21 protein-coding genes are annotated in these 24,967 nt (G+C 64.5%); 7 read left to right on the top strand and 14 right to left on the bottom strand.

The features are described from left to right. Positions 1-7: 7 nt before the first annotated feature. The 6 genes from UAA55_RS14595 to UAA55_RS14570 all read right to left on the bottom strand — a co-directional run bounded on the left by UAA55_RS14595 (position 8) and on the right by UAA55_RS14570 (position 6,217). The gene (locus tag UAA55_RS14595) at positions 8-1,579 is read right to left on the bottom strand and encodes an acetolactate synthase large subunit (RefSeq protein WP_322953593.1); all 1,572 of its coding nucleotides are present in this window, start codon (positions 1,577-1,579) and stop codon (positions 8-10) included. Then, positions 1,576-2,949, bottom strand: a complete 1,374-nt coding sequence (locus tag UAA55_RS14590) for an aminotransferase (protein ID WP_088872921.1) — start codon at positions 2,947-2,949, stop codon at positions 1,576-1,578. The genes UAA55_RS14595 and UAA55_RS14590 overlap by 4 nt, the downstream gene beginning before the upstream one ends. Before the next feature lie 9 nt (positions 2,950-2,958). After that, positions 2,959-3,876 (bottom strand): alpha/beta hydrolase, encoded by a 918-nt coding sequence (locus tag UAA55_RS14585; protein WP_322953590.1) that lies wholly within the window; start codon positions 3,874-3,876, stop codon positions 2,959-2,961. Between the two features lie 12 nt (positions 3,877-3,888). After that, positions 3,889-4,497 carry an amino acid synthesis family protein gene (locus UAA55_RS14580; RefSeq protein ID WP_040843183.1) on the bottom strand — a complete coding sequence of 203 codons (609 nt, stop codon included), beginning with the start codon at positions 4,495-4,497 and terminating at the stop codon, positions 3,889-3,891. A 113-nt stretch (positions 4,498-4,610) separates the two neighbouring features. After that, a complete protein-coding gene (locus UAA55_RS14575) occupies positions 4,611-5,414 on the bottom strand; it encodes an SDR family NAD(P)-dependent oxidoreductase (protein ID WP_088872919.1) in 804 nt (267 codons plus the stop codon). Beyond that, complete coding sequence (locus UAA55_RS14570; RefSeq protein WP_322953589.1) at positions 5,411-6,217, bottom strand: 2-keto-4-pentenoate hydratase; 807 nt, start codon at positions 6,215-6,217, stop codon at positions 5,411-5,413. The genes UAA55_RS14575 and UAA55_RS14570 overlap by 4 nt, the downstream gene beginning before the upstream one ends. A 165-nt stretch (positions 6,218-6,382) precedes the next feature. Here UAA55_RS14570 and UAA55_RS14565 point away from each other — a divergent pair, with 165 nt between their 5' ends. From UAA55_RS14565 to UAA55_RS14550, 4 genes are all read left to right on the top strand, one after another. Then, the gene (locus UAA55_RS14565) at positions 6,383-7,888 is read left to right on the top strand and encodes an aldehyde dehydrogenase family protein (RefSeq protein ID WP_088872917.1); all 1,506 of its coding nucleotides are present in this window, start codon (positions 6,383-6,385) and stop codon (positions 7,886-7,888) included. A gap of 44 nt (positions 7,889-7,932) precedes the next feature. After that, positions 7,933-8,961: a WD40/YVTN/BNR-like repeat-containing protein gene (locus UAA55_RS14560; protein WP_322953586.1), complete on the top strand. Its 1,029-nt coding sequence runs from the start codon at positions 7,933-7,935 to the stop codon at positions 8,959-8,961. Then, complete coding sequence (locus UAA55_RS14555) at positions 8,945-9,421, top strand: VOC family protein (protein WP_040843187.1); 477 nt, start codon at positions 8,945-8,947, stop codon at positions 9,419-9,421. Before UAA55_RS14560 ends, UAA55_RS14555 begins: the two co-directional genes overlap by 17 nt. A 229-nt stretch (positions 9,422-9,650) precedes the next feature. Beyond that, positions 9,651-10,595 (top strand): LysR family transcriptional regulator, encoded by a 945-nt coding sequence (locus UAA55_RS14550; RefSeq protein WP_100085346.1) that lies wholly within the window; start codon positions 9,651-9,653, stop codon positions 10,593-10,595. 60 nt (positions 10,596-10,655) lie between these two features. On the opposite strand, the gene UAA55_RS14545 is transcribed toward UAA55_RS14550, so the two are convergent. The 3 genes from UAA55_RS14545 to UAA55_RS14535 form a co-directional block, all read right to left on the bottom strand. After that, positions 10,656-11,840 (bottom strand): acyl-CoA dehydrogenase family protein, encoded by a 1,185-nt coding sequence (locus UAA55_RS14545; RefSeq protein ID WP_322953584.1) that lies wholly within the window; start codon positions 11,838-11,840, stop codon positions 10,656-10,658. A gap of 71 nt (positions 11,841-11,911) precedes the next feature. Further along, positions 11,912-12,706, bottom strand: coding sequence for an SDR family oxidoreductase (locus tag UAA55_RS14540; RefSeq protein WP_322953583.1), 795 nt, complete (start codon positions 12,704-12,706; stop codon positions 11,912-11,914). A gap of 26 nt (positions 12,707-12,732) precedes the next feature. Continuing rightward, positions 12,733-13,899: an MFS transporter gene (locus UAA55_RS14535; protein ID WP_322953581.1), complete on the bottom strand. Its 1,167-nt coding sequence runs from the start codon at positions 13,897-13,899 to the stop codon at positions 12,733-12,735. Positions 13,900-14,127: 228 nt separating this feature from the next. Between UAA55_RS14535 and UAA55_RS14530 the strand changes: the two genes are divergently transcribed. Further along, complete coding sequence (locus UAA55_RS14530; RefSeq protein WP_040843189.1) at positions 14,128-14,646, top strand: flavin reductase; 519 nt, start codon at positions 14,128-14,130, stop codon at positions 14,644-14,646. 12 nt (positions 14,647-14,658) lie between these two features. Here the strand turns inward: UAA55_RS14530 and UAA55_RS14525 are convergent, their stop codons facing one another. From UAA55_RS14525 to UAA55_RS14515, 3 genes are all read right to left on the bottom strand, one after another. Continuing rightward, a complete protein-coding gene (locus tag UAA55_RS14525) occupies positions 14,659-15,108 on the bottom strand; it encodes a hypothetical protein (protein ID WP_322953580.1) in 450 nt (149 codons plus the stop codon). Between the two features lie 533 nt (positions 15,109-15,641). Then, positions 15,642-18,047 carry a TonB-dependent receptor gene (locus UAA55_RS14520; RefSeq protein ID WP_322953579.1) on the bottom strand — a complete coding sequence of 802 codons (2,406 nt, stop codon included), beginning with the start codon at positions 18,045-18,047 and terminating at the stop codon, positions 15,642-15,644. A gap of 506 nt (positions 18,048-18,553) precedes the next feature. After that, the gene (locus UAA55_RS14515; protein ID WP_322953578.1) at positions 18,554-19,573 is read right to left on the bottom strand and encodes a carbon-nitrogen hydrolase family protein; all 1,020 of its coding nucleotides are present in this window, start codon (positions 19,571-19,573) and stop codon (positions 18,554-18,556) included. A 364-nt stretch (positions 19,574-19,937) separates the two neighbouring features. Here UAA55_RS14515 and UAA55_RS14510 point away from each other — a divergent pair, with 364 nt between their 5' ends. After that, positions 19,938-21,428, top strand: coding sequence for an APC family permease (locus UAA55_RS14510; RefSeq protein WP_322953575.1), 1,491 nt, complete (start codon positions 19,938-19,940; stop codon positions 21,426-21,428). A gap of 70 nt (positions 21,429-21,498) precedes the next feature. Then, positions 21,499-23,037 (top strand): aldehyde dehydrogenase family protein, encoded by a 1,539-nt coding sequence (locus UAA55_RS14505; protein WP_322953573.1) that lies wholly within the window; start codon positions 21,499-21,501, stop codon positions 23,035-23,037. Between the two features lie 104 nt (positions 23,038-23,141). Here UAA55_RS14505 and UAA55_RS14500 read toward each other — a convergent pair whose 3' ends face one another. Both UAA55_RS14500 and UAA55_RS14495 read right to left on the bottom strand, forming a co-directional pair. Next, positions 23,142-24,440 carry an NAD(P)/FAD-dependent oxidoreductase gene (locus tag UAA55_RS14500; protein WP_322953572.1) on the bottom strand — a complete coding sequence of 433 codons (1,299 nt, stop codon included), beginning with the start codon at positions 24,438-24,440 and terminating at the stop codon, positions 23,142-23,144. Between the two features lie 78 nt (positions 24,441-24,518). Further along, positions 24,519-24,941: a Rid family hydrolase gene (locus UAA55_RS14495; RefSeq protein ID WP_322953571.1), complete on the bottom strand. Its 423-nt coding sequence runs from the start codon at positions 24,939-24,941 to the stop codon at positions 24,519-24,521. Positions 24,942-24,967: the final 26 nt, after the last annotated feature.

The raw sequence follows: 24,967 nt of genomic DNA, 5'->3' as shown, positions 1-24,967 counted from the left end.
GCGAAGGTCAGGGCAGATCGACCTGGATCAGGAAAGGACCCGCCTCATCGAAGCCCTGCTTCAGCGCCAGCTGCAGATCCCGGCGGCTGGCCACACGGGTGGCGGGAACGCCGTATCCCTGCGCCAACGCTGTCCAGTCCACCCGGGGATTGTCGAGCCGGGTCAAGCGGCCCGTCACATCGCCATCGATGGAAGCGTCCGCCCGCTTCAACTCGGTCTGCAATATTCCATACCGGTGATTGGCCGCGATGATAACGGTGACCGGCAGCTTCTCGCGGGCGATCGTCCAGAGGGACTGCACGGTGTATTGGGCGCTGCCATCGGATTGCAGCGACACGACGCGCACACCCGGCGCCGCCAGGGCAGCCCCGGTGGCACAGGGCAAGCCCTGGCCGATCGCGCCACCCGTATTCGTCATCACGCGGTGCTTGCGGGCACGGTAGGCGCGTTGCAGAAAGGGGCCACCGAGGGTGGAGCCCTCCAGGGAAATGATCGCCCCCTCCGGTAGGCGGTCGATTAGATCATCGACGACATCCACCGGGGAGAGAGGCCCGGCGCCGCCCGCGTCGGATGGCACCGCTGGCGTGGCAGCGGTTTCCGCAGCCAGCGCCGGCGCCTCCATCCGGGCCACCAGGGCTTCCAGCGCCGCGACGCTATCCTCATCCGGCCGCGACAGTTCGATGATGCGGTCCGATTGAACCAGCGCGCTGGGTTGCCCTTCGTATCCGAAGTAGCTCACCGGCGCTTTCGCCCCCACCAGGACCACTGTGGCCTCCCCCACCTGCTTCAGGACATCCTGCGGGAAGTAGGCCAGGCGTTCGAGACGCGGGAGATCGCCGCCCAGACTTACGATCGCCGGATAGGATTCCATGAGCAGCCGTGCGGACACGGCACCGGCGACGCGCGCCGCCGCGCGCTGTCCCCGCTCCGTAAGGGCGTCGGCGCCGAGCAACAGGATAAGCGGACCACCGCGTGACAGCGCCGCCGCAGCGGCATCGACAGCGACATCCGAAACGGCGCCTTTGCCCGATGGCCGCGTCGGCGAAGGGGAAGTCGCCTCCGCCACCTCGGCATCCATCACGTCCGTCGGGGCGATCACGGTGACCACCGCGCCATTCGGCCCCGACGCGATGTCGAACGCCTCCTGCAACTGGGCCGGCAAGCTGGCCGCGTCCCGCAAATAGATGACGGCCTTTGACACCGGCTTGGCGAAAGAGTTGATGTCCGACGTCAGCGGCGCATCGAACGGCAGATGCCAGGTGGCATGATCGCCCACGATGTTCACCACCGGCGACCTGGCGCGCCGCGCGTTGTGCAGGTTGGCCAAGCCGTTGGCCAGGCCGGGACCGAGGTGCAACAGGGTGAGCGCCGGCTTGCCGGAAACCCGGGCGTAGCCGTCGGCCGCGCCAGTGCACACACCCTCGAACAACCCCAGGACGGGCCTGATGCCGGGAACATCGTCAAGGGCGCTGACCAGGGTCAGTTCCGTCGTTCCGGGATTGGCGAAGCAGATGTCTATTCCTCTCGCCCGGGCGGCCCGCAGCAGACGATGGGCCCCGTTCCAGCGGGTGGTCGTCATGATACCTCCTGGGCGACGGCGTCCAGCCCCGCCTTGAAGAGGGAGATGATTTCATCGAGGTCGGCCTTGGTGGCGACCAGCGGTGGCGCGAACACCATCGTGTCGCCCAGGGCTCTGGAAATCAGGCCGCGACCAACGAGGTCCTTCAGCAGTTTGCGCCCAACGCGCAGCTCCGGCGCGAACGGCGTCTTCGCCGCGCGGTCGCGCACCAGCTCGATGCCCATCATGAACCCCAGACCGCGGATTTCGCCCACCAGCGGGTGGTCCCCCACGGCTTCGCGCATGGCCGCGTGGAAATAGGGGCCCAGCTGTGCCACATTCTCCACCACGCCCTCCTGGTCAATGGCCTTGAGGGTGGCCAACGCCGCCGCCGCCGCGACCGGGTGAGCCGAATAGGTGTAGCCATGGCCGAACAGCCCGGCCTTTTCCGATCCCGCCTCGATCACGTCCCATACCTTCGGCGACACGAAGCAGACGGACATGGGGAAGTAGCCGCTGGTCACACCCTTGGCGGCCGTGATCAGGTCAGGTTCCAGGCCAAACCGCTGGCTGCCCCAGTAAGTGCCCAGGCGGCCGAAGCCCGACACCACCTCGTCCAGGACCAGCAGGATGTCGTGCTTGCGCAGGATGGGAACGATCTCCTCGAAATACCCTTCGGGAGGAGGAATGAGGCCACCGGCGCCCATGACGGGTTCGGCGAAGAAAGCCGCAATCGTCTCCGCCCCCTCGCGGGCGATCAGCGCCTCGAGTTCGGCGGCGAGCTGACGGGAGAACTGCCGCTCGGACACCCCCTCAGGCGCCTTGCGATAGTGATGGGGATTCGAAATATGGAGGATCGGTCCCTGCGGCAGATCGAACAGCGCGTGCATGCCCGGCAGCCCGGTCAGGCTGGCAGTGGCCACACCTGATCCGTGATAGCTGTTCCACCGCGCGATGACCTTCTTCTTCTTCGGCAGGCCCCGCAGATTGTTGTAGTACCAAATCAGCTTCAGCTGGGTCTCGTTGGCGTCACTGCCCGACGCCCCGAAGAACACGCGGGCCATCGGAACCGGCGCCCGCTTCAACAGGGCGTGGGCGCATTCGATCGCCACGTCCGTCGACAGGCCGTTGAAGGTGTGGAAGAAGGACAGCTTGGTGCTCTGCGCGGCGATGGCGCCGCTGATGTCTTCGCGCCCATACCCTAGGTTGACGCACCAAAGACCGGCCATGCCGTCGAGGTAGCTTCGCCCCTCGATATCCTTCAGGCGCACGCCCTTCCCTTCGGCCATGATCAGGGGCCCGTCGCGCATCAGGTCGGCCACGGAGGTGAAGGGATGGAAAAGGGAAGCGCGATCGATTTGCCCGGCGCGTTGGATGTCGAACGTCATCATTGTTTCCTGTCAGCTTGAACCGAGCGGATGTGCGGCCAGGAACCGGCCGACATGCTGGGCGTAAGGGATCGGGGCGTCGTCGTGCACGTAGTGGCTGGCGCCGGCGACCGTGACCGAAGAAATGTTGGAATTGCGCCGGGTCATCTCGCGAACGGTATCGGCGGCGCAAAAGTCGGAACGCTCCCCCCGGATGACGAGGGTTGGAACACGCAGCGCCTCCACGGCCGGCCACAGGTCGACAATCCGCTGCGGGTTGGGGGCGATCCGTGTGTGGCTGATCCCCTCGGCGTCGTAACGCCAGGCGATGCGGCCGGCGGCGTCCTCTCTCAGGCTCTCGGCCATGCGCTGCTCGATGGCCTCGGCACTCAGCATCGGCCGGCTTTTACGCCAATACGCCCGCGCCTCGCCCCAGGTGGCAAACTCCCGGGGCAGCGCTGCCATCTCCGCAACGATGCGCTCAGCACCCGCCCCCCGCGCCGAAGAGCCCGGCGCGATGTCCTCGATGATCAGCGCCGCCAGGCGCGTGGGGTGCTTGGCGGCATAGACATAAGAGGTCGTGCCGCCCATGGAGTGGCCTATCAGGTGGAAGCGCGTCAAACCGAGGCTGTCGACGACGCCCTCAAGGTCGGCCAGGTAGCTGTCCGTATAATAATTGCGGCCGGGATCCCAATCGCTGTCGCCACGGCCACGCTGATCGACGGCGATGAGCCGATGGGACGGAGCAAGCGTCCGCGCCAGGGTCCGCCATGTGCTGGAATATCCGCGAAGCCCATGAAGAAGCACGACCGGCGGCGCGTCCGGCGGACCCCACTCGCGAACCGCGAGCCGCAGGCCATTGATCATCCGGATGCTTAAACGTTCACCGGGAAGCAGGCCTTCGGCGACGGGGCGGTCATTGCCCGGGGCCGGTGAGGTGGGGTCCGTCATCGCCATCCGCCCTTAGCGCAGCCCGTCTTCGCCGATGATCTCATCCACCGAGATGCCGCCCAGGCGGGCGTGCAGGCGCCCACGCGTCGCAACCGCCATGGCGATGACGACCTCGTCCGGGCCGGGGGAGTCGGTGAAGGTCACGGAAAAGGTGTCGTAATGGGAACGGACGTAAAGGGCGTCCTTGTGTGCCAGCGGAATATCGATCTCCGTTCCCGGCCCGCCACGCTTGCCGGTGGACGGGACCCAGGCCTTGCCCCCGCCGACGGCTTCGCGAATGGGTTCGGCGAAGGCCGTGGTCAGGAAGGCGTTGCCGTGCTCGTACTCGCCGTTGGCGCCGACCAGAGCCGCCTTGCCGTAGCTCTGCACCGCGCGGCCGGCGAGCCGGGTGGTCAAGCGCCGCGCGAACTCGATACCCAGATGTTCGGACGCGGCGATGACCTCGTCAAACGAGGCGACGAAGCGCCCGGCATTGGGATTGGCGATGGCGGCCGCCACCACCAGTTTCACGACCGGTTCACCATCGGCCAGCGGCCCGGTCTCAATGGCGAGGGTCTCCTCCTGGAACTCATACCACTTGCGGATATGCAGGCCGTGGAAGTTGGCGGGGCGGCTGGACATGGGAACTCCCGTTCGCTGAGTTGTCAGTTTCTTGAAGGAACTTTTTCACAACAATATGGCTATATCAAGTTAATAGTTCCTTTTTCGGAACAATCACACTTGGTGCATTCCGATCAGAGGAACACCGCCCGGGACAGTCCCCCGTCCACCGCGATGGACTCGCCCGTAAGGCCGCTGGCAAGCGAAGACGCCAGGAACACGATGGCGTTCGCCACCTCATCGGCTTCCAGCATCCGCCGGATCGCCGCTGGGTCCGCCGCTTCACGCTTGATGATGGCGTCGACGCTGGTGCCTTCCGCCCGTGCCATGTCGGCGAACCAGGCCTCGATGTGCTCGGTCCGCGTCACACCGGGATGGACGATGTTGACCGTGATGCCATCGACACCCAGTTGATCGGACAAAGTCTTGGTCAGGTGGACCAAGGCCGCGTTGCGCATACCGCTGAGGGCTTCGGTGGAACGCGCGGTAAGGCCGCCCACGTTGACGATGCGTCCCCAGCGCGCCTGACGCATGTGGGGAACGCACGCCTTGCACATTCTGAAATAGCCGACCAGCTTGGTGTTCAGGTCCGCAATCAGGCCGTCTTCGTCCGCCTTTTCGATCTCGTTGCGGACCAGCCCCCCGGGAGCCGCCGCGCAATTGACCAGGATATGCACACCGCCAAACCGCCGGACGGTCTCGGAAACGAGGTTTTCGACCGACGCACGAAGGGTCGTGTCCACCGGGACGGCAACGATCTCGCCACCGGTTTCAGCCCGCAACGCCTCGGCCGCAGCCTCAAGGGCATCGCGCGTCCGGGCGGCAATGACCACCTTCGCGCCCTGTCTGGCCAACTGTCGCGCCGTCTCCTTGCCGATGCCGACGCTTCCCCCGGTCACGATCGCCACCCTGCCGGCAAGGCCGTAATCCACACTCATACCCTGTCCTCCTTCAGCCCGAATGCCTGAACAAACCTCATCGACACGCTACCGAGCGAGCCGAAGGTCGCCGTCACCTCTTCATCAGGTCCGAGTACCGTCATGCCGGTGCAGCTGCCACTGGCGACGAGCTGGCCTGAGCGTATCCCTTCCCCCCTCGCTGCCAGCCAGTTGGCCAGCCAGGTCGCCGCCTCCAGCGGATGACCGAGGACTTTCGCGGTGGAGCCGCGCACGTCGGGCCGCGTCCTGCGGATCAGCGTGACCGTGAGGCCCCGCAACGCCTCTTCCGACCAGTCGCGCAAGGGCTCCCCCACGACCAGCAGATCGGCATTGCCATTATCGGCCACGATACGCGCGAGGGTGTCATCATCGCCCATGAACCGCGTGTCGCACACCTCGATGCCCGCGAAGGCGCAGCCGATACCGCGCATCACGTCGGCTTTTGAAAACGGTGCCGCTTCGGGCGGAAGATCCTGATCGAAACGGAAAATCACCTCCGCCTCGACAATCCTGAGATGGCTGCCCGCCTCTATCCGTGCCGGGGAAAACCTGATGTCGGGCGGCGCCAGCCGGCCCGCTATCGGTTCAACCGCCCCCAAACCTTCCTGCGCCGCAGCGCTGGTGAGGCCGATCTTGAATGCTGCCACTGCGGCGCCCCTGAGCCTCACGGCCGCCGCCTGTACTTCATAAGCCTCGGCCAGATTGGCCGGAAGGTACGCTGCCGTCGCAGGGTCAACCGGACGCCCTGTACAGCGCGCCGCCACCAGGGCCGTGGCGAGTTCAATGGCAGGGGACGGAACCATGGGATCACCTTGTCTAGGGTGGGCGTCCCGTTCTATGCCCGAATTGTCCCGATTACGCAACAGTTCATCGATATCACGCTCATTGTTTATTTTTGTTGACCATGCTATCTAAGCCGCCATAAGCCATTCAGGACATCCTTCAACGTCGGGACCGGGAGCAAGCGCGTGACGACAACGACCGCCATCGAAAGAGCCGAGCACCTCAAGGCAGCCTTGAAGGCCCGACCCCAGCGCCTTTTGATCGGCGGGGAATGGGTCGACGCCCTGTCGGGCCGTACGTTTGAAACCGTCAACCCCGCCACGGGGGAAGTCCTGGCCCATGTCGCCCACGGCGCGGCGGCGGATGTTGACTTGGCCGTGCGCGCCGCCCGGAAGGCCCTGAGCGATCCCGCCTGGAGCCGCATGACCGCGGTGGACCGGTCCCGCGTCCTGCTCCGCCTGGCGGACCTGGTCGAGCGCGACGCCGAGAACCTCGCGGTTCTCGAGTGTCTCGACAACGGAAAGCCGGCGACCTTGACGCGTGCCGTCGAGGTCGAGGGAACCATCAGGACATTCCGCTACTTCGCCGGATGGCCCACCAAGTTCGGTGGCGAAACGCTGCCGGTGTCGCCGCGCAGTGGCGCGCAGATCCTGAACTATACGACCCGTGAACCCGTTGGGGTCGCGGGCCTCATCGTTCCCTGGAACTATCCGCTGTCGATGGCGGCGTGGAAGGTGGCGCCCGCGCTGGCGGCGGGATGCGCGGTGGTTCTGAAGCCCGCCGAACAGACCCCGCTGACCGCGTTGCGCCTGGGTGAATTGGCGCTGGAGGCGGGTGTTCCGCCCGGTGTCTTCAACATCATCACCGGCTTCGGCGATGCCGGTGCCGCCCTGGTGGAACATGACGGCGTCGACAAGGTGGCGTTCACCGGTTCCACGGCGGTCGGCAAGGCCATCGTCAGGGCCTCGGCGGGCAACTTGAAGAAGGTGTCACTGGAACTGGGCGGCAAGTCGCCGCAAATCGTGTTCCCGGATGCGGACCTAAAAGCGGCGGCGGCCTCAATCGCCCAGGGCATCTTCTTCAACCAGGGACAGACGTGCACCGCCGGATCGCGCCTTTACGTCCATAAGAGCCGTGCCGATGAGCTGCTGGACGCCATCGCCGGTGCCGCGGCCCGGCTCAAGATCGGCGACGGGCTGCGGCCTGACGTGGACTTCGGCCCGCTGATTTCCCAAGAGCAATGGGACCGGGTCAATCATTACGTCGAGGTAGGTTCCACGGAGGGTGCCAAGCTGGCCGCCGGCGGGCGGCGCCCTCCCGCCCTAGACAAGGGATTCTTTTTCGAGCCCACCATTTTCGTCGATGCGGCGCCCACCATGCGCATCGTCCGCGAGGAAATTTTCGGGCCCGTCCTGGCCGCGCTGACCTGGTCCGACCTGGACGACCTGGTGGCTCAGGCCAACGATTCCGAATACGGCCTGTCCGCCGGAATCTGGACCAACGACATCAAGGCGGCCCACCGCACCGCCGCCGCCATCAAGGCCGGCACGGTTTGGGTGAACTGCTTCAACATGATCGACCCCGCGAGCCCCTTCGGTGGCTTCAGGCAATCGGGATGGGGGCGGGAGCATGGCCGGCAGGCCATGGAACTCTACAGCGAAACCAAGAGCGTCTGGGTGAACCTCTCCTGACGCCACGCCGGCGATTTGCAGTCCGCGATAACGAGGCAACCGACATGAACAAGACATTGATCGTTTCGACCGACGGCCAGGCGGTCCTGCGCAGCCATGACAATGGCGCCACGTGGCGACGGCTGACCATCAACCAGGAACTGGAATACGACGACTGCGTCCGCTGCCTTTTGGCCGATCCGCGCGATCCCCAGGCCCTGTTCGCCGGGACGGAGAAAGGCCTATTCCACAGCAGCGACTGCGGCGCCAACTGGACCCGCATCGACAGCGCCCTGAACGACTACACCATCTGGAAGCTGGCTGTGCATCCGGATCATCCCGACATCATGTATGCCGGGACCGGTTCCCCGTCGCTCGCCATCCTGTTCCGTTCCCGCGACGGCGGTAAGACCTGGAGCCGGACCGGGCTGGAAATGCCGCCGAAATGCGCCGGGGTGAGCCGCCCCCGCATGCTGGCCCTGGCCGTCGACCCTGACGACCCCTTGGGCGTGTGGGCCGGAGTGGAGGAAGGCGGGCTTTTCCGGTCGCGCGACGGCGGCAACTCCTGGCAGCGCGTGGATACCGATTGGGCGCCCAGTCGCGGCAACTCGGACCTGCACGACATCGTCGTGTTCCCCGGCGAACCGAAAACCATCCTGGCCCTGGTCGTCAACGGCATCTACAAATCGGTTGACGATGGCGTGACCTGGACCAGAATGGACGCCAAGGAAACCTGGGGGCTCTATTACACGCGTGTCCTGCGACGGCGCCCCCAAAGCGGTGAGCTGATCCTGGGCATCGGCGATGGCACGCCTGGCTCGACGGGCGTCATCCTGCGATCCGAAGACCGGGGGCGTACCTGGAGGGAAACTCCCTTGCCCACCCAGCCGAACTCCTGCTTCTGGGCCATCGGCACCAACGTGGCCGACCCGGACTTCATCCTCGCCGGCACGAAGTTCGGCCACCTTTACCGGAGCGAGGACGGTGGCCTCAGCTGGCGCAAGGAGTGGCGCGAATTCAGCGAGATCACCGACATTGTCTGGCTGCCGGCGGTACCCGGCGCGGAGGCTGACGACCATGCCCATCACCCCTAAGGTCAAGCGTATCGGCCATGTGGTCCTTTATGTCCGCGACCCGGAAAAGTCCGCCCGGTGGTACGGCGAAATCCTGGGCATGAAGATCAGCGCACGCGTTGCCGAGGGCCCCTACGCGGGCGGCATTTTCTTGAGCTTCGGTTATTACGATCACGACATCGCCTTGTTCCCGGGCGGAACCGATGCCCCCAAGGGCAAGGAGTTCGAGCATATCGGCCTCGAAATCGATGTCGGCGGCGATATCGGCAAGCTCAAGGACATATACGCCACCTTCCTTGAGAAGGGCGTCGTCATCCACGAGGTCCTGGACCACGGCGTTTCCAACGGGATTTATTTCTATGATCCGGATGGACATCAGCTGGAAGTGTTCGCCCAGATCATTCCGCCCGACAATGGGGCCGCCATCGCCGAGTTGGGCGCGAACCAGGGGCAGGCTGACCTGATCACGTTCGATCGCTGATGCCGTCCATCCTCCGGTGGCCCAAGCATGCGCAGTCACGTCCGCCCCGCAGGGACGGGCGTGATTGCCGTTTGGCCATCATCACCCATGCCCGCTGTGCCCAGTTTCAGGCCCCGGCAAGGCGCCTTTTGCGAGAAAAACATTGGCGGAGACCGATCGAATTGTTGACCTTCAGGCCAACCTTGGCGCTATTGTTCACTTAATGCAAAAATAACGACGCATGCGTGCCATGGATGACAAGATTGAAGTTGGGAATGCCGTCGCCTTGATGTCGTTCGCGGCGGTGGTCAGCACAGGTAGCTTTTCGGCGGCCGCGAAGTGGCTGAATTGTTCGAAGGCGGCGGTCAGCCGCCAGATCGCCCAGTTGGAAAGCGACGCTGGCACCAAGCTTCTGGACCGGACGACCCGCAGCATCTCGGTCACGCCCGCCGGGCAGCAGATCTACGACCGGTGCGCCCGCATCATCGACGAGGTCAACGAGGCCAACCAGGTCATGGCCGGAATGCTGACGACACCCCGCGGCGACCTGAAGGTCAACGCCCCCGTCGTGGCGTCCCTATTCCGCGTGACCGAGTTCATTCCCCAATTCCTGACCCAGCATCCCGATGTCCGGGTCCACCTGAACCTTTCCGACAGCCAGGTGGATCTGCTGCGCGGGCATTTCGATGCGGCCTTCTGGGTCGGGGAGCCTTACGATTCCGCTCTCGATGCCGTCAAGCTTTGCGAATACGACATGGTGCTGGCGGGATCGCCGGATTATTTCGCCAAGCACGGCACCCCCTCCTCCCCGGCGGAGTTGAAGGAACACGACTGCGTCGTTGAAACCCATCTCTCCCGGCCGGGGGAATGGCAACTTTCCAAGGACCTGGTTGTCCCCGTCGTCCGCGGCCAGTTGACCTCAAACAGCGTCCGGATGACCCGCCAGGCCATCCTCGCCGGCATGGGGATCGCGTTCCTTCCCCGTTTCCTGCTGGAGCAGGACATCGCCGGCAACAGGCTGGAGGTGGTGCTTTCAAACCACGTCTCGGCCAAGGTGCCGCTGTACCTCATCTTCCCCAGGGGCAACTACCTTCTGGCCAAGGTCAAGGCGTTCGTCGATTTCCTGTCCGCCAACCTTCCCTCCGCCAAGGCCCGAAGCGATGATGAGGCCTTCGGATATGCGGACGCCTCGTAGGACGCCGCCGGAACGGGGCGTCGCGCGGACGCCCCGCCATCCCGCTTAGATATCCCCCGCTTAGATATCTAGGGAATCGTTATCAAATCCGAAACGCACGGCGCCCAGGTTGCGGGCATACGGGTAGGGATTGTTGGCCACGTGGGCCCGCGCCGTGTGAATGTCCAGGAATGCCTGCTGGACGGGGTTGCCCCGGAACACAGCCTTGGCGCCACTGAACGCCATCAAGGTGTCGATGGCACCGACACAGCGATCCACCATGCCGGTGGTCGATGCCCCCAGCGCCGCTCGTCTCTCGACTGGCCAGTCGCCGCCGATGGCCCTTTCCATCAATTCGCGGCAATCCCGGTCCAGCACGAGGGAAAGCTCGTCCAGCGCCCTTTCCACCTGGGCCACGGCGTATTGGATGGTGGTGTCCCGGGCGAGACGATCACCGGTGTAGGTGGCCCTCTTCTCCTTCGTTGTTTCGACGAAGACATCCAAGGCGCGTTTCAGCGCGCCCAGGGAGGTGGTGGACACCGTCCTGTTGAAGATCTGCGCGAACGGCATCTTGTAGAGGGCCGCCGTGTTGTGGGCATGCCCCGGACAGTTCATGTTGAACATGTCCAGTTCCCTGATAGTCCGATGCTCCGGCACGAAGGCATCGTCGACGACGATGTCGTTGCTGCCCGTCGCGCGCAGTCCCATGACATCCCAGTTCTCGACGATCCGGTAATCGGACCGGGGGATCAGGAAGTTGCGCGGGTCGGGCCTGCCGCCCGGTTCCGCCGAGGGCACCATCGCGCCAAGGATGACCCAGTCGCAATGCGCCGAGCCGCTTGAGAACGCCCATCGCCCCGACAGCCGATAGCCACCGGGGACCACCGTGACCTTGCCCACCGGCATGTAGGAAGAGCTGATGCGTACGGCCTGGTCCCCGCCCCATACCTCCTGCGCCGCGCGATCGTCGAACAGCGCCAGTTGCCAATTGTGGACGGCGATGACCGCGTAGACCCAGGCACTGCTCATGCATCCCTCGGCCAAGGTCCGGGCGATGGCGCAATACACCTGCGGCGGCAGTTGGTATCCGCCATAGCGCGCGGGCTGCAGCACCTTGAAAAAGCCGGCGTCCGCGAAGTCCTGAATTGTTTCCGCGGGAATTTGCCCCGCTTCGATGGCCCCCCGCGACCGCGACCTCAGCGTCGGGACCAAGTCTTCGGCCCGCCGCAGCAAACCGGCGACCAGGTCCGACGCGTCGTTGGCCACCTGGCCCGACCTGGGGGCCTGGGTATATGCGGACGACGCCCGCGCCTCCTCTGTCTGCACAATTCTTCTCCTTACAAGTAGATGCCCCGCGTGATGCCGCCATCGACCGCGAGGGACTCCCCCGTTATGGCGGCGGCCAAGGGCGACGCGAGAAAGGCAACAGCGTACCCCACCTCCTCCGCCCGAATGACACGCCGAATGGGCGTGGCGGCGGAGAATTCGGCCTCGATCTCGGCGGGCGTCACGCCGCGCTTGGCTGCCTCGGCCTCAAAAAGCTCCACGATGTGCTCGGTCTGGGTGACGCCGGGATGCAGGGCGTTCACCGTCACGCCGTCGGGGCCCAATTGATCCGACAAGGTCTTGGTCAGGTGGCAGACGGCCGCGTTGCGCATGCCGCTGAGCAGGCTGGATGACCGGCCGGTCAGTCCACCGATATTGATGATCCTGCCCCAACGGCGCCGCGCCATGTGGGGGGCCACGGCCTTCGCGCAGCGGGCATAGCCCACCACCTTCGTGTCCAGATCGCCCAGCAAGGCGCCGTCATCCAGATGCTGAATCTCGCCATGCGCCGGGCTGGACGGGTTGGCGGCACAGTTGACGAGGATGTCGATGCGGCCGAAGGCGTCGATGGCGGCCGTCACCATGCTGTCGACCCGGGCTTGGTCGGTCGTGTCCGAAGGAATGGGCAGGACTGTCCCCGCCGTCTCCGCCTCCAGTTCCGCCGCCGCCCTGCTCAACTTGTCGCCGCACCGGGCGGTGATGACCACCCGGGCGCCCTCTTGCGCCAGCACCTTGGCCACGGCCCGGCCAATGCCGGAACTGCCGCCCGTGACGATGGCGACGCGCTCATTCAATTCCAGCTTCATTTTCTTCCCAACATGTGCGGCTGCGTTCACGGCACAGCGGAATTGTGGGGTAGGGCTTGCAGACCACGGGCCCGCAAGCCGCCGAGGACGATGGCGAGGCTGCAGATCAGGACCGCCGTGCTCATCCACGCCGCCGGCACGAAGTTGTGGCCCGTCAGCAAGGCCGCCGCCAAGGCGGGGCCGACGCCGAAGCCCACGGTCTGGATGCATCCCATGGCAACGACGACACGCCCCCTCGCATCCGCTTCCGCGCAGACGCCGGAAAGGAGGGGTTGGGCGAGGTTCCATCCGAAATTGAAGAGGATGCCGGCGACGAACAGCTGCGCAGCCGACACGGTCCCCATCAACAGCCAAAAACTCAGCAAGGAGATGGCGCCGCTGCCGGCCAGCAACCAGGCGCGGCTGACCCGGTTCGTCAGAAGAACGGCGACCAGCGCCCCGCCCGTGCCTGAAAAGGAGGAGACCCCCATGGCCTGGCCGATGATGTCCGGGTCAATGCCGTTGCTCGCGCCAATCCGCTCAAAGTAGCTCCACATGGCACCTTGGGCGATGAAATACAGGAACACGCCCGCAAGCCCGGCGACCGTCAGGACCTTTTGGACGGAAACACCGTCCAGGGCGTTGGCGGCGGACATGGAACTGTGGGTTGGCAGCCATTTCACGACAGCGGCGGCGGACACGGCAATCAGCGCCAGCCCGATGAATATCGCCGACGGCCCGATCGACACCTGCAGGGCGGGCAGGACCACAAGGATCCCGGCGCTCACCGCCAGACCGACCACCAGGTAAATGCCGAAAGCGCGATCGGGATTGGGGGCGCTTCCCAAGGCGGCGAACGACACCGCGATCGCCAGCCCCTCGCCGCACCCGGCCAGCACACGCGCGGCGACAACCGCGGGATAGGTCCCGCACGTGGCCGTCCAGAGATTGCCGATACCGATGATCGCCAGGGCGAGAAGCGCCAAATGGCGCCAGTTGAACCGGGAGATGAGAAACGTCCCGGCGCCGATTGCGACAGCCATGGCGTTGATGTCCCATGACGCCACATACCCAAGTGACTGATCGTCCAGTCCGGTGAGACTGCCGACCAAGCCAACAAAGCCGGGCACGATCATGATCGTCAAACCGCCCAGGGTGCCAAGCACCACGGCGGCGAGCAGTCCCGGTGTACCAAGCCGGGTGGGATGCGCCATCACCATATCCGCACGGCGAAGGCCGGCCCCTGAGGCCAGGACACGGGCATGCTCTCTGCAGTCATTCTGGATAGCCCCCCAACAAATTATATGGCCCGGTAAGCATACCTCAATTGTCTCTCTTTAGCAACGTTTGTCTTGTTAACCGATGATTGTTCCAATTATGATCCAAAAACCGGCCAGCGCGGCGTTGGAACGCGGTCCGGACCAATGCATCGGAGAGAGACCATGCCGGTGGAAAAAGATCAGTTCCGGGCTGCCATGGCGCGGCTGGGGGCGGCCGTCAGCATCATCACGTCCAACGGCCCCGCCGGCCGCCATGGCATGACAGTCTCAGCCGTCTGTAGTGTCACCGACCAGCCGGCGACCTTGCTCGCCTGTATCAACCGGTCGTCGCGGGGCTACCAAACCTTGAAGACAAACGGCGTCGTCTGCGTCAATGTCCTGGCCGCGCGGCATGAATCCCTATGCAGGCTGTTCGCGACACCGGGTTCCCCGGCCGCTGAGCGATTTGCGAACGAATTGGAGTGGGACACCCTCCAGACCGGCGCGCCGGTCCTGCGCGACGCCGCGGTGGCCTTGGACTGCACGGTGGACGCCATAAACGACGTGGGCACCCATGGCGTGCTTTTCGCCCGGGTGCAGGCCATCCGCATCAATGATCGCGCCGATGGCCTGATCTATTTTGACCGGGCCTTCCATTGCGTCCGCCAGTCCGTGGCGTCAGGCGCCGACACCACGGACTGAACCATCCCCCGGTCAGCGGGGGGCCGCTGACTCCGGATACCAGAAGGTAACGTGGCACCCCTCGCAAGCCTGGTCGATCTTGCCGCCCGCCACGACCAGCGCCTTGACGTCCCGCTTGTCGATGGCTGCGAGGGCCTCGAGCGTGGTGGCCCTGACATCGTCGGCGAAAGCGGCGAATGAGGGCTTGTTCGCCCGGATGAGGACGTCAATCTGCTTGGGGTCGAGTTCGCCGAGCTTCGGCTGAGCCCCCGGCGGCGCGGCGTGGCGCCCCTCCATCACCACAAGGTTCATCGCCTCGAGAAGAGTGAGCGCATGGCGTCGGACTTCCTGCCATTCCTCCGGCGTCCGCGGCTCCCGCTTTTCGACGCCCGCCTCGGTGCTGATGACCGCGACGGAATCCCAAACGCCGTCCGCCGCAGGGTCGACCGTACTGTCCATAAGCTCCTGGATGGTCGCGAACACCTTGAAGGGCGATCCGGACTTCGCCTCACGCGCTGAGGCGACCTGGGCCGATTCCGCACGCGAAACGTACCAGCGCCCGCCCCCAGCCACAGCACCGCATACCAAAAGGATGGCCACCGTGGTGCGGGACAGGCGCAGGCGGGGCCGCGGGGCGGCCGCCATAGTTGCACGGGCTTGGTTTTCCCTTCCAACGTCGGGCCTGGTCATACGCGGTCACCGGAGCAATGGGTTGCGCCAGGATCGGCACCGCCGGCGGCAGGCCCGCACCCGTCCCGCAGCACGATACATCTTCCACTCTTCATGACTGAAACCTCCACATCTCGGCTCGCCCGTTGTCCCTAGGGATGGACGGCACGCCTCGCAACGTGCCGGCCGCTTCCGGCGGGGCGCTTTCGAACGATCGCCCGCGCGCGGGTTCCTCATGACAGGGTAACGGTTCTGAAACCGTTCGAACCTGGGGTGACGCGCCCGGCGTCGACTACCGCCGGGCGCCGCGATTGGCGTTTTCCAGTAAACGCCTGCCGCCACGGATTTCAGAAATCGACCTTGTACTGGATACCGATCTGGCGAGGCCGGCTTACAGCAGCCATTGGCAAGCTTTGGGAGGTTCCGTTCGGCAGGAATTGCTGGCGGACGAAGCCGGACGGATAGAGGTTGCCGTAATTCAAATGTTCATTGAACAGGTTCTTGCCATAGACTGACAGCGTGGACCCACCGAAGCGCACACCAATATTGCCGTTGACGATATTGAAAGGCTGACGCCTCAAAAAGCCGTCGGCGCCGATATTCGGGACCAGGACCGACCCCGTATAGCTGTAGTCCGCCGCGACGAACAGATCGGTGGAAGCGTTGATCGGGGTTTCATAATATCCCGATACCGTCCCGGTCCATCTCGGGACCTGGGTCAGGCGGGTGTCCGGCGCCTGGGGAATAAGGCCAGGGTCCTGCAGCACGGCGTCGGTATATCCCAAACCGAGTTGAAGTGTCAGCGGGATGTCGGCGAACGGGCGCCCCGACAGCTCCAGCTCCCCGCCGCGAATTTGCGCCCGGCCGGCGTTGGTCAGGAAACTGTAGGAGCATTGAGGAAGCTGGACCTGCTGCTGAACTTGTGACCAGTCGATTTGGAACCCGGCCACCGAGATGTTCAAGCGCCCATCGGCCAGCCGGTCTTTGGCGCCGACCTCGTAGCTCCATAGGGAGTCGGGCTGGTAACGTTGCGCCTTCTCCGCGCTGACACCGATCGCCGCGAGATCCGCCGCGCAGAAGGCGGGCAAGGGCGCCTGCGCCCCGCCGACGCGGAAGCCTTTGGCCGCCGAGGCATACACCATCGCATCGTCGTCGATCTTGTAGGACACCACCCCTTTGGGCACCAGGCCCGACTGGTAATTGTTCAGCTCCGGAGCGTAGGCCCCATCGGGGGGGTTGACCACGCCCGTGGCCACATGCGCGTCGCCATGCTGCGTGATCCAGTATTGCCGCAAGCCGAGCGTGACGGTCAGCTTTGGCACGACCTCATAATACAGCTCACCGAATGCGGCGACGTTTTCTTCCTGCGTCGGGATCGTATCCGAATTCTGGTAGTCCTGCGGAAGGCCGGCGGTAATGAAATCCGGCACCTGAACCGGCGGCTGACGGAAGGTCACGTCTTTTTCTTGATAGAAGACACCGGCTACCCCGGACAGATGAGGCAGGAGGGTACCCTCGTCGAAGGAAATTCGACTTTCTTGCGTGACTCTTTTATCTTGCACAATATCAATGACATAGAGCGCGGGGTCATTCGGGAGATTGATGCCCAAACCGGACTGGAAGTATTGATTCGTGCCCTCGGTATCGTCCTCCAGTTCCCGTACCTTGCGGTCGAAATAGCTGGTGGAAGATACGACGGAATAGCCGTTGCCGTTGTAGGTCAGGACCAGGGAACCGAGACCCCAATGATCCTTGGAGTATTCCTGAACATCCCGGTCACGATGAACGGTGTAGGAAACCGGCTTGAAGTCCGGCAGGGGAACATAGGCGGCTGGAAAGCCATGCAGTTCGGACACCTCCCCCATCGCGGTGAGTGAGGCCTCCAGATCCTCGGTCAATTGGACACGCAAGGTGGTCATTCCCGAGAAGTCGTCCTGGCGTCCCTGCCCGTCCCTGGTAACAGGATTGCCCCCGGCGTCCGGGAAAACACGTTTGATATAACCGGAGTCCCGCTGCGCGCCGGCGGCGAAATTCATCGCCACCTTGCCCGGCGTTATGACCACGTTCGTCAGCGCATTGCCGCCTACGTCCATGCTGCCGCCGTCCGTACCCCCCGCCTGGACCTGGACCGAGGATTCGCTGTTCGTAAGGGACGGCTTCTTGGTGATGAAGCGCACGTTGCCGCCCATCGAACTGGCACCGAACAGCGTCCCTTGCGGCCCCTTGAGAACCTCGATGCGCTCAAGGCCCAATGTCTGCGGGCTCACCGTTTCCGGTATCGGTGTGTCATTGAGATAGTATGCGGTGGTGTTCGTCCCGGTAACCCCGCGTATCGTCGTCTGACGCCCGCCGCTGAATCCTACCGACGTTCCATCCGATCCCTGCCCGTATTGGAACGTCAAGTTGGGGATTTTGGTCGCGTAGTCGGCAAAGCTTTGTATGTTCTGCTTTTCCAGGAAGTCCGAAGACATCGCCGTTACGGAAACAGGAACGTCCGTCAGCCGCTCGTCCTTCCGGCGTGCGGAGATGACGATTTCCTGCAAGGGCGGCTGCTCGTCGCCGGCGGAGGTGGATGCGGAATTATTCTGCTGTGCCGCGGCCGTACCAGCCTGGAGCACCGTCAAGGCGTAGCCCGCCAGCAGTGCGCAGGAGGCAGCCCGCCTCATGAACCGGCGTTTGCTCACCATAACCCGCCCGCCAGCCGAAATCTTGGCCGCCACCGCCAGCGGCCGCGGCTCACTATTGAACATCATGTCTCCTAACTCCCTGCTTTGTCATTTTTCTCTATTCCGCGGTTGAGCCTGCGGCCCATACCGGGGAGAGCGTGAACGCTCTGGATCTTGTCGCCACCCCATCACCGGAGCGGGTGCATGACTGGCGCGACGAACACCTTTGGCGGAATGACCAAAACGGCCAGCCTTGCCCAAGCCACCGATTGATCGACCGAAGTGGACGTCCTGGGGCACCGGGGACCTGAACGGTCACGTCCATCTCCGCGCCAGACACCTTTTCCTCCGACCTCGCGTGCCAGCCGGCCCCGCGACGGCTGCCACACCCGGCCAATAAAGACAGGCGTACGCCCTGTTACGGTTAAGTTAACGGTTGCGAAACCGTTTGATGGGTGAACAGCCCCGCCGCTTTCCATAGCTTTCCGGATCGAGTGAACGGCCGCACTGGTCGTGAGGCGGCTGAACGTCCTTGAGCGTCGAACCGGATGGAGGACGCGATTATTTTCCCTGACGCCGACCGCAGTTATGTCCTATTCCCGCCCCTCGCGCCTCACCGCGCGTTGGGCCACCACGTTGACGGTCAGGGTGAAGATGTCGGGCCGCGCATAGTGGCCCGCGACGTCAAAGTCATATTTGCCGCGTACCACGTCAGCCGGATCAATATCGGCATACAGGATGGATTCGCCACCGAAGTGCGGCCCGGCGAGCACCGTCCCGAGGGGGGCCACGATCATCGAACCACCGCGCAACAGGACCGTGCCGGGATCGTCCCCCAATGCGCAATCAAAGTCGGCGGGATATGCGCCCCGCGTGATGTGCTGGCAGGCCGACAGGACGAAGCAGCGCCCCTCCAAAGCGATATGCCGCATGGTGGCGGCCCAACTGTCGCGGTCGTCCGCCGTGGGCGCGCAATAGAGCGTGATACCCTGGTCATACATCGCCATGCGCATCATGGGCATGTAATTCTCCCAACAGATGACGGCGCCGATCCGCCCCAGCGGCGTCTCGATGACGGGCATCGTCGATCCGTCGCCGAAACCCCAGATCAGCCGCTCCGCCCCCGTGGGCATCAGCTTGCGATGCTTGGCAACCAGGCCTTTTTCCCCATCGAGGAACAACGCGGTGCAATAGACCGTCCCGCCGTCACGTTCGATCACCCCGATAACGACGAACGTCCCTGTCGCCGCCGTCGCTTCGGCCAGCAGCTCGACCTCGGGCCCGTCCAGCGCGATCGCCGCCTCATGATACCGGCGGTAATCCTCACGCCCTTCGGGCATGCGCATGCCCACGGGCGTGCCAAACGAGGCCCCTTTGGGATACCCCCCCAGAAAGGCCTCCGGGAAAACCACCAGGCGCGCACCGGTCACCGCCGCCTCACGAATGAGGTCCGCCGCTTTGCGCGCCGACGCCAACGCGTCGTGCGGCAGGGACGCCGCCTGCACGACGGCGACACGAAACTGCGACGAGGGCATGTCGATCCTTTCCACGCTGGATGCGCCTTCAAGGCGCCGATATGCCCGCCAAGATACTTGCATTTGGCCAGCAAGCAAGATATTTTAAACCTAAAGCATTGACCTTCAGGGGAACATGCGCTGCGCCGGCACAAAGAAAGCCCGAAGGGCACATCAATTGCGGCGCATGCGTATATTATATTGTTTTTTCAGTATATTTTTAAATAGCGAAGCCGCTATCCACACTGGCAGGAGGCTTCCATGAGCCATGCCTCGCCCGTTATGGACCGGCTGCGTTGGGCACACATATTTTAATTTAAGCGTAAACAAAATTTGGCAGACGCCTATCGGCTGACACATCGACATGCAGGGGCCGCTGCTCACGATAACGTCGCAGCCCCCGCTGACCAGTTCGCGACACATCCCCACCGCCTTCCCTCCCACCCCTGGACTGCAATCCGTCATGACCCGTCCCGCATCCTATCCTGCCCCCCGAACCGGTCTCTTTCCCGGCATGCTGGGGACGGGCGACATCATTTTCATGATCCTAGCCTGCGCGGCCCCTATGGGCGTGCTGGCGGGGATCATCCCGCTGGCCTTCGCTTTCGGGAACGGTGCCGGAATGCCGGGAACCCAGCTCGGCATTTGCGGCGTCATGCTGCTGTTTGCGGTCGGATATGTCCGCATGATACCACATGTGAGGAACGCGGGCGCCTTCTACGCCTATATCGCCGCCAGCCTGAACAAGGAGGCGGGGATCGCCGCCGCCTATACCGCCGTGCTGGCCTATATCTGCGCTGGCACCTCCACGCTCGGCGCTATGGCTTTCTTCGCCGCGGACTTCCTGCGCAGCACCTTCGGCATCGAAAGCCGGTGGGAATTGTGGGCCGCGGCCGGCATCGCGATCATCGCCTGGCTGGGTTATCGCAAGATTACGATGGCGGCCAAGGTCCTGACGGTGGCGTTGTTGCTGGAAGTGGGCCTCATCCTCCTGATCGACGGTCTGGTCCTTTATGAGAAGGGCTTCTCGGGACTGGATTTCAGCAGCTTCACGCCATCGACCGTGTTCGCGCCGGACCTGGGCATATCCGTGATTTACGCCATCAACGGCTGCATCGGCTTCGAGGCCACCGCGATTTACCAGGAAGAGGCGAAGGAACGGCAGGTCACCATTCCGCGCGCCACCTATGGGGCGGTGCTGATACTCGGCACCTTCTACGTGCTTTCCGCTTGGTGCCTGGTGCTCGCCGTTTCACCCGACGCCATCAAAACGGTCGCTCTCGCCGATCCAGGTCGGCTTGTCACAGGTATTGCCGGACGCTATCTGGGCGGGCTTGGCCGGGATGCGCTCAACCTTCTCACCGTGACCAGCCTGTTCGCCGCGGCGCTTGGCTTCTTCAACAACATCACGCGCTACCTGTTCGCGTTGTCGCGCGATGGGCTTCTGCCCGCCCCGCTGGGAAAGGCGCATCCCGTCCACGGGTCGCCCTACATGGCATGCGCGTTATTGACCGCGATCTTTTCAGGCATCGTCGCCCTTTTTGCCCTGGCTGGCCTTGACCCGCTGCTGAATCTGGCCACCAGCCTTTCCTCGATGGGGGCGGTCGGCCTTGAAATACTCCTGACGGCGACCTCGCTTTCGATCCCCTTGTACTTCGCCCGCCGGCGCGAATTCTCAGCGGGCAAGACCGCCGCGCCCTTGATCGGCGGGTTCCTGATCGCGGTCGCCACCTACTTATCCCTGCGGAACTACTCCGCCCTGACCGGCACGGACCTTCTCGCCATCAACTGCCTGCCTTTTCTTTTCCTGGCGGTCGCGGCGATTGGCCTCACCCACGGCACCTGCCTCCGGAAGTTCCACCCGGACATGTATGCGCGTGTTGGCGCGACGCAAATCGAAGAAGTCCTCCCGGGGGAGGACATCCACGAGATCAAGGTCAAGGCGACCGCGTGACGACCGCGCCGCCCGCATCGGAATGGCCATGCGGCCATCGGCGCGGCGGCCAACCTTCCTGGAGTGAACAATGACGTCGAACGAGTCCGAACGGGCGCCTTCCGGCAAGGCGGCCATCCCACCCTCGCCGCCCCTGCCCAGCGGCCTGCTGCTGATCGACGGCCAGTTGGCCTCCCCTCTCCGGCCAGGCCGGATGATCGATGCGCTCGATCCATCGACCGGCCGTAGGATTACTCAGTTCCCCGCCTGCTCCCGTGCGGATGTGGATCGCGCGGTGATGGCGGCGCAACGCTGCTTCGAGAGCCGCGCGTGGCGCATGATGCGCCCCTTGGACCGCGGCAGGCTGCTGGAACGCCTGGCCTTGCTGGTGGAAAAGCATAGGGAGGAACTGGCGGCCCTGGAGTCGCTGGACAGCGGCAAGCTGTTGGCCGTCACGCGGGCGATTGATCTCCAGTTCACCATCGACGGCCTGCGGCACTACGCGGGGTGGGCTTCGAAAATCGCGGGTGACTATGTCTCCCATTCGCCGCTGGTGCCTGAAGACGCCGTCTATCGCGCCTACACCCAACGGCGGCCCCTGGGCGTCGTCGGCGGCATCACCCCATGGAACTTCCCCCTGGGCCAAGCGATCCAGAAGATTGCGCCGGCCATCGCCTTTGGCTGCACCGTTGTCCTCAAGCCTTCGCCGGAAACCTCCCTGACCACACTTCGGCTTGGTGAACTGATCGTGGAGGCCGGCTTTCCGGCAGGGTCGGTCAATATCGTGACCGGCGACGGCATGGAGATTGGCGCTGCCCTTGTTGGTCACCCGGCCGTGCGCAAGGTCGCCTTCACCGGCTCCACGGCCACCGGCCAAAGCATCCTGGCCGCCTCGGTCGCGACGATGAAACGGGTCACCCTCGAATTGGGTGGCAAGTCGCCGACAATCATTCTTGCCGATGCCGATCTGGACCGTGCAATTCCGGGCGCGGCGGCGGCCATCTTCGCCAATTCAGGTCAGATTTGCACCGCCGGTTCGCGGCTGCTGGTCGAGGCGCCCATCTTTGACAGGGTGGTCGAGGGTGTGTGTGAAATCGCGCGCGGCCTGAAGATTGGCTCGGCCTTCGATCCGGCCACCCAGATGGGGCCGCTCATCTCGGCCCAACACCGCGATCGGGTTGATGGCATCGTGGAAAATGGCCTGGCTGAAGGCGCCGTGGCCTTGGCCGGCGGCGGCGCCGTCGACGGTGGCGGGTGGTTCTACAAGCCCACCGTGCTCGGCGGCGTATCGGCGCAAATGTCCGTGATGCGGGAAGAGATCTTCGGACCCGTGGTCTGCGCCGTACGTGTCGAGGACCCGGGTGACATCGTGCGCATGGCCAACGACACGCCTTTCGGCTTGGCCGCCAGCATCTGGACGCGCGACCTCGACCGCGCGCACCTGCTGGCGGAACGGATCGACGCCGGCACGGTGTGGCTGAACACCCACAACGTCCTGGATCTCACCATGCCATTCGGGGGGCACAAATTGTCGGGCCTGGGGCATGAGTTCGGCGGCGACGCGATGCAGGCGTTTACCGAGCCCAAGGCCGTGTGCATGCGGCTCGACCCCGGTTCGATGCGGTACTGAGGTGTCGCCGGCGGCTTAAGCCCTCTCAGGCCAGCGGCGGCACAGTCAAGGCCCGCCGCGTTTTTGCCCATCACGCGGCGGGCCATTTTTTGCTCAAGGACCGATCAGACCTGGAAACGATCAAGCCGGTAGGGAGCCGGGTCGATGAGCGGGACCCTGCCCATGACCAGGTCGGCGGCAAGCTGTCCGGCGGCCGGTGCGGTTCCGAAGCCGTGGCCGGAAAAGCCGGAGGCCAGGATCAGGCCGGGGATTCCAGCCACCGGACCGATCACCGGCAGCGAGTCCGGCGTGACATCGATCATCCCACCCCATGCCTGCGCCACCCACGCCTTGCGGAAAGCCGGCCAGGCCGCCGTGAGGTTAACCATGGCTTCCTCGTTGAGGCCCACATTGACCGGCGGGTCCATCGTGCGGACCAGCTCGAACGGGGAAACCGAGTCCGGCCCCCAGCGCCGCGGCAACGCCAGATCATCCAGGAAGTCCCGGCCCAGCGTGACGCGCAGATTCTTCCATTGCGCCATCAGCGTTGAAAGATAGCGGGGGCCGATCAGCAAGTGATCGAGCAGCAGCGGCGCGAACAGCGCGCCCCGCTGTGTGATGGTGTAGCCGCCGTCGTGCCGCTTCCGGAAAGAGAAATCCGGTCCGCCGACGGCGATATCGGTGGGGCCCTGCATCGGATCAGTGCGCAACACGGACGCGACCAACGGCAAGGTCAACAACCGGATCCCGAGATTCCCCAGGAAGCGCCGCGACCAGACGCCGCCAGCCAGAATGACCTGCTCACACCGTATTTCCCCGCGTTCGGTCACAACGCCGCCGACGGCACCCGCCGCCGTCGACAGTGTACGGACGGCACAGTTCTCGACGATGACCGCCCCCTTCGCCATGGCCGCCCGGGCGATGGCACTGGACGCGAGCGTGGGTTCGGCTCGGCCGTCGGACGGAGTGTATATGCCACCGACAAACGGTTCCGCCGCTCCTGGCGCCAGTTCCGTGATTTCCCGGGGACTGAGCAGGCGGCTGTCGAGCGACGCCCCCTTGACCGAGTCCAACCAACGCTCGTGCGCGGCCATTTCCGCCGGCGTTCGGGCGACGTACATGATGCCGGCCGGACGATAGCCGCAATCGCCGCCAACCCGCCGCGGCATCTCCGCCCAAAGGCCCTCGGCTGCCTGAGCCATCGGCAAATCCGGTGTCGGCCGCAGCATCTTGCGCACCCAGCCGAGGTTGCGGGACGACTGTTCCCCGGCAATGCGGCCCTTTTCCAGCACCACCACCGGAACGCCACGCTCCGCCAGCGTCAGCGCCGCCACCAGGCCGACGATGCCGCCACCAATGACGACGACGGTGGTTGCGGCCGGAAAATCCGAGGACGTTTCTACAGGTATTATGTCAGGAGCCATGGTCCGTTTCTTCAAACTGGATGCAGGCGCCCATCCCCCATGCCGCCAACGGGCCGCCACGCGGGGTGGACGCCACGCTCACAGGGTGATCCGCATTTCCTTCACAGTCGCCTTGGACGCGCCGCGCCAGGCCGTAACCTCGATTTCCACCTTGTATTGAAGGGAGCCGAGCGGCGGGCAGGTCATGGTCAGCGTGGGGTTGATCCCCCGCATCCGGCTTCCGTAGGCGGCCATGACGGTTTCCACATCGTCCGGGAACTGCACGAAAACCCGCGCGGCAACCACGTCCTCCAGCGTGGCGTCGACCGCGGCCAGCGCGCCTTCGATATTGCTCAGCGCCTGCAGGGCCTGTTCTGCCGGATCATCGGACAGCACCTTGGTGCGCGGGTTCCGGCCGGCTGTGTTGGACACGAAGATCAGATCGTCGACGGCAACCAAACGCGAGTAGCTGCCGTGTTCCTCGAACTTATTCCCGGTCTTGATCTTGATGACATCGGGCATCTCAAGCTCTCCATGCGATATGAGGT

It is taken from the genome of Nitrospirillum guanabarense (genome assembly GCF_034653355.1).
Taxonomy (GTDB): domain Bacteria; phylum Pseudomonadota; class Alphaproteobacteria; order Azospirillales; family Azospirillaceae; genus Nitrospirillum.
Note: the sequence above shows the minus strand (reverse complement) of the source record. Positions and strands in the feature narration are given on the sequence as shown.

What these genes read in the sequence shown, in the direction of transcription:
- UAA55_RS14595 (WP_322953593.1), bottom strand. Translation starts at nt 1,579, where the DNA reads ATGACGACCACCCGCTGGAACGGGGCCCATCGTCTGCTGCGGGCCGCC.
- UAA55_RS14590 (WP_088872921.1), bottom strand. Translation starts at nt 2,949, where the DNA reads ATGATGACGTTCGACATCCAACGCGCCGGGCAAATCGATCGCGCTTCC.
- UAA55_RS14585 (WP_322953590.1), bottom strand. Translation starts at nt 3,876, where the DNA reads ATGACGGACCCCACCTCACCGGCCCCGGGCAATGACCGCCCCGTCGCC.
- UAA55_RS14580 (WP_040843183.1), bottom strand. Translation starts at nt 4,497, where the DNA reads ATGTCCAGCCGCCCCGCCAACTTCCACGGCCTGCATATCCGCAAGTGG.
- UAA55_RS14575 (WP_088872919.1), bottom strand. Translation starts at nt 5,414, where the DNA reads ATGAGTGTGGATTACGGCCTTGCCGGCAGGGTGGCGATCGTGACCGGG.
- UAA55_RS14570 (WP_322953589.1), bottom strand. Translation starts at nt 6,217, where the DNA reads ATGGTTCCGTCCCCTGCCATTGAACTCGCCACGGCCCTGGTGGCGGCG.
- UAA55_RS14560 (WP_322953586.1), top strand. Translation starts at nt 7,933, where the DNA reads ATGAACAAGACATTGATCGTTTCGACCGACGGCCAGGCGGTCCTGCGC.
- UAA55_RS14555 (WP_040843187.1), top strand. Translation starts at nt 8,945, where the DNA reads ATGCCCATCACCCCTAAGGTCAAGCGTATCGGCCATGTGGTCCTTTAT.
- UAA55_RS14550 (WP_100085346.1), top strand. Translation starts at nt 9,651, where the DNA reads ATGGATGACAAGATTGAAGTTGGGAATGCCGTCGCCTTGATGTCGTTC.
- UAA55_RS14540 (WP_322953583.1), bottom strand. Translation starts at nt 12,706, where the DNA reads ATGAAGCTGGAATTGAATGAGCGCGTCGCCATCGTCACGGGCGGCAGT.
- UAA55_RS14535 (WP_322953581.1), bottom strand. Translation starts at nt 13,899, where the DNA reads ATGGCGCATCCCACCCGGCTTGGTACACCGGGACTGCTCGCCGCCGTG.
- UAA55_RS14530 (WP_040843189.1), top strand. Translation starts at nt 14,128, where the DNA reads ATGCCGGTGGAAAAAGATCAGTTCCGGGCTGCCATGGCGCGGCTGGGG.
- UAA55_RS14520 (WP_322953579.1), bottom strand. Translation starts at nt 18,047, where the DNA reads ATGATGTTCAATAGTGAGCCGCGGCCGCTGGCGGTGGCGGCCAAGATT.
- UAA55_RS14510 (WP_322953575.1), top strand. Translation starts at nt 19,938, where the DNA reads ATGACCCGTCCCGCATCCTATCCTGCCCCCCGAACCGGTCTCTTTCCC.
- UAA55_RS14505 (WP_322953573.1), top strand. Translation starts at nt 21,499, where the DNA reads ATGACGTCGAACGAGTCCGAACGGGCGCCTTCCGGCAAGGCGGCCATC.
- UAA55_RS14500 (WP_322953572.1), bottom strand. Translation starts at nt 24,440, where the DNA reads ATGGCTCCTGACATAATACCTGTAGAAACGTCCTCGGATTTTCCGGCC.
- UAA55_RS14495 (WP_322953571.1), bottom strand. Translation starts at nt 24,941, where the DNA reads ATGCCCGATGTCATCAAGATCAAGACCGGGAATAAGTTCGAGGAACAC.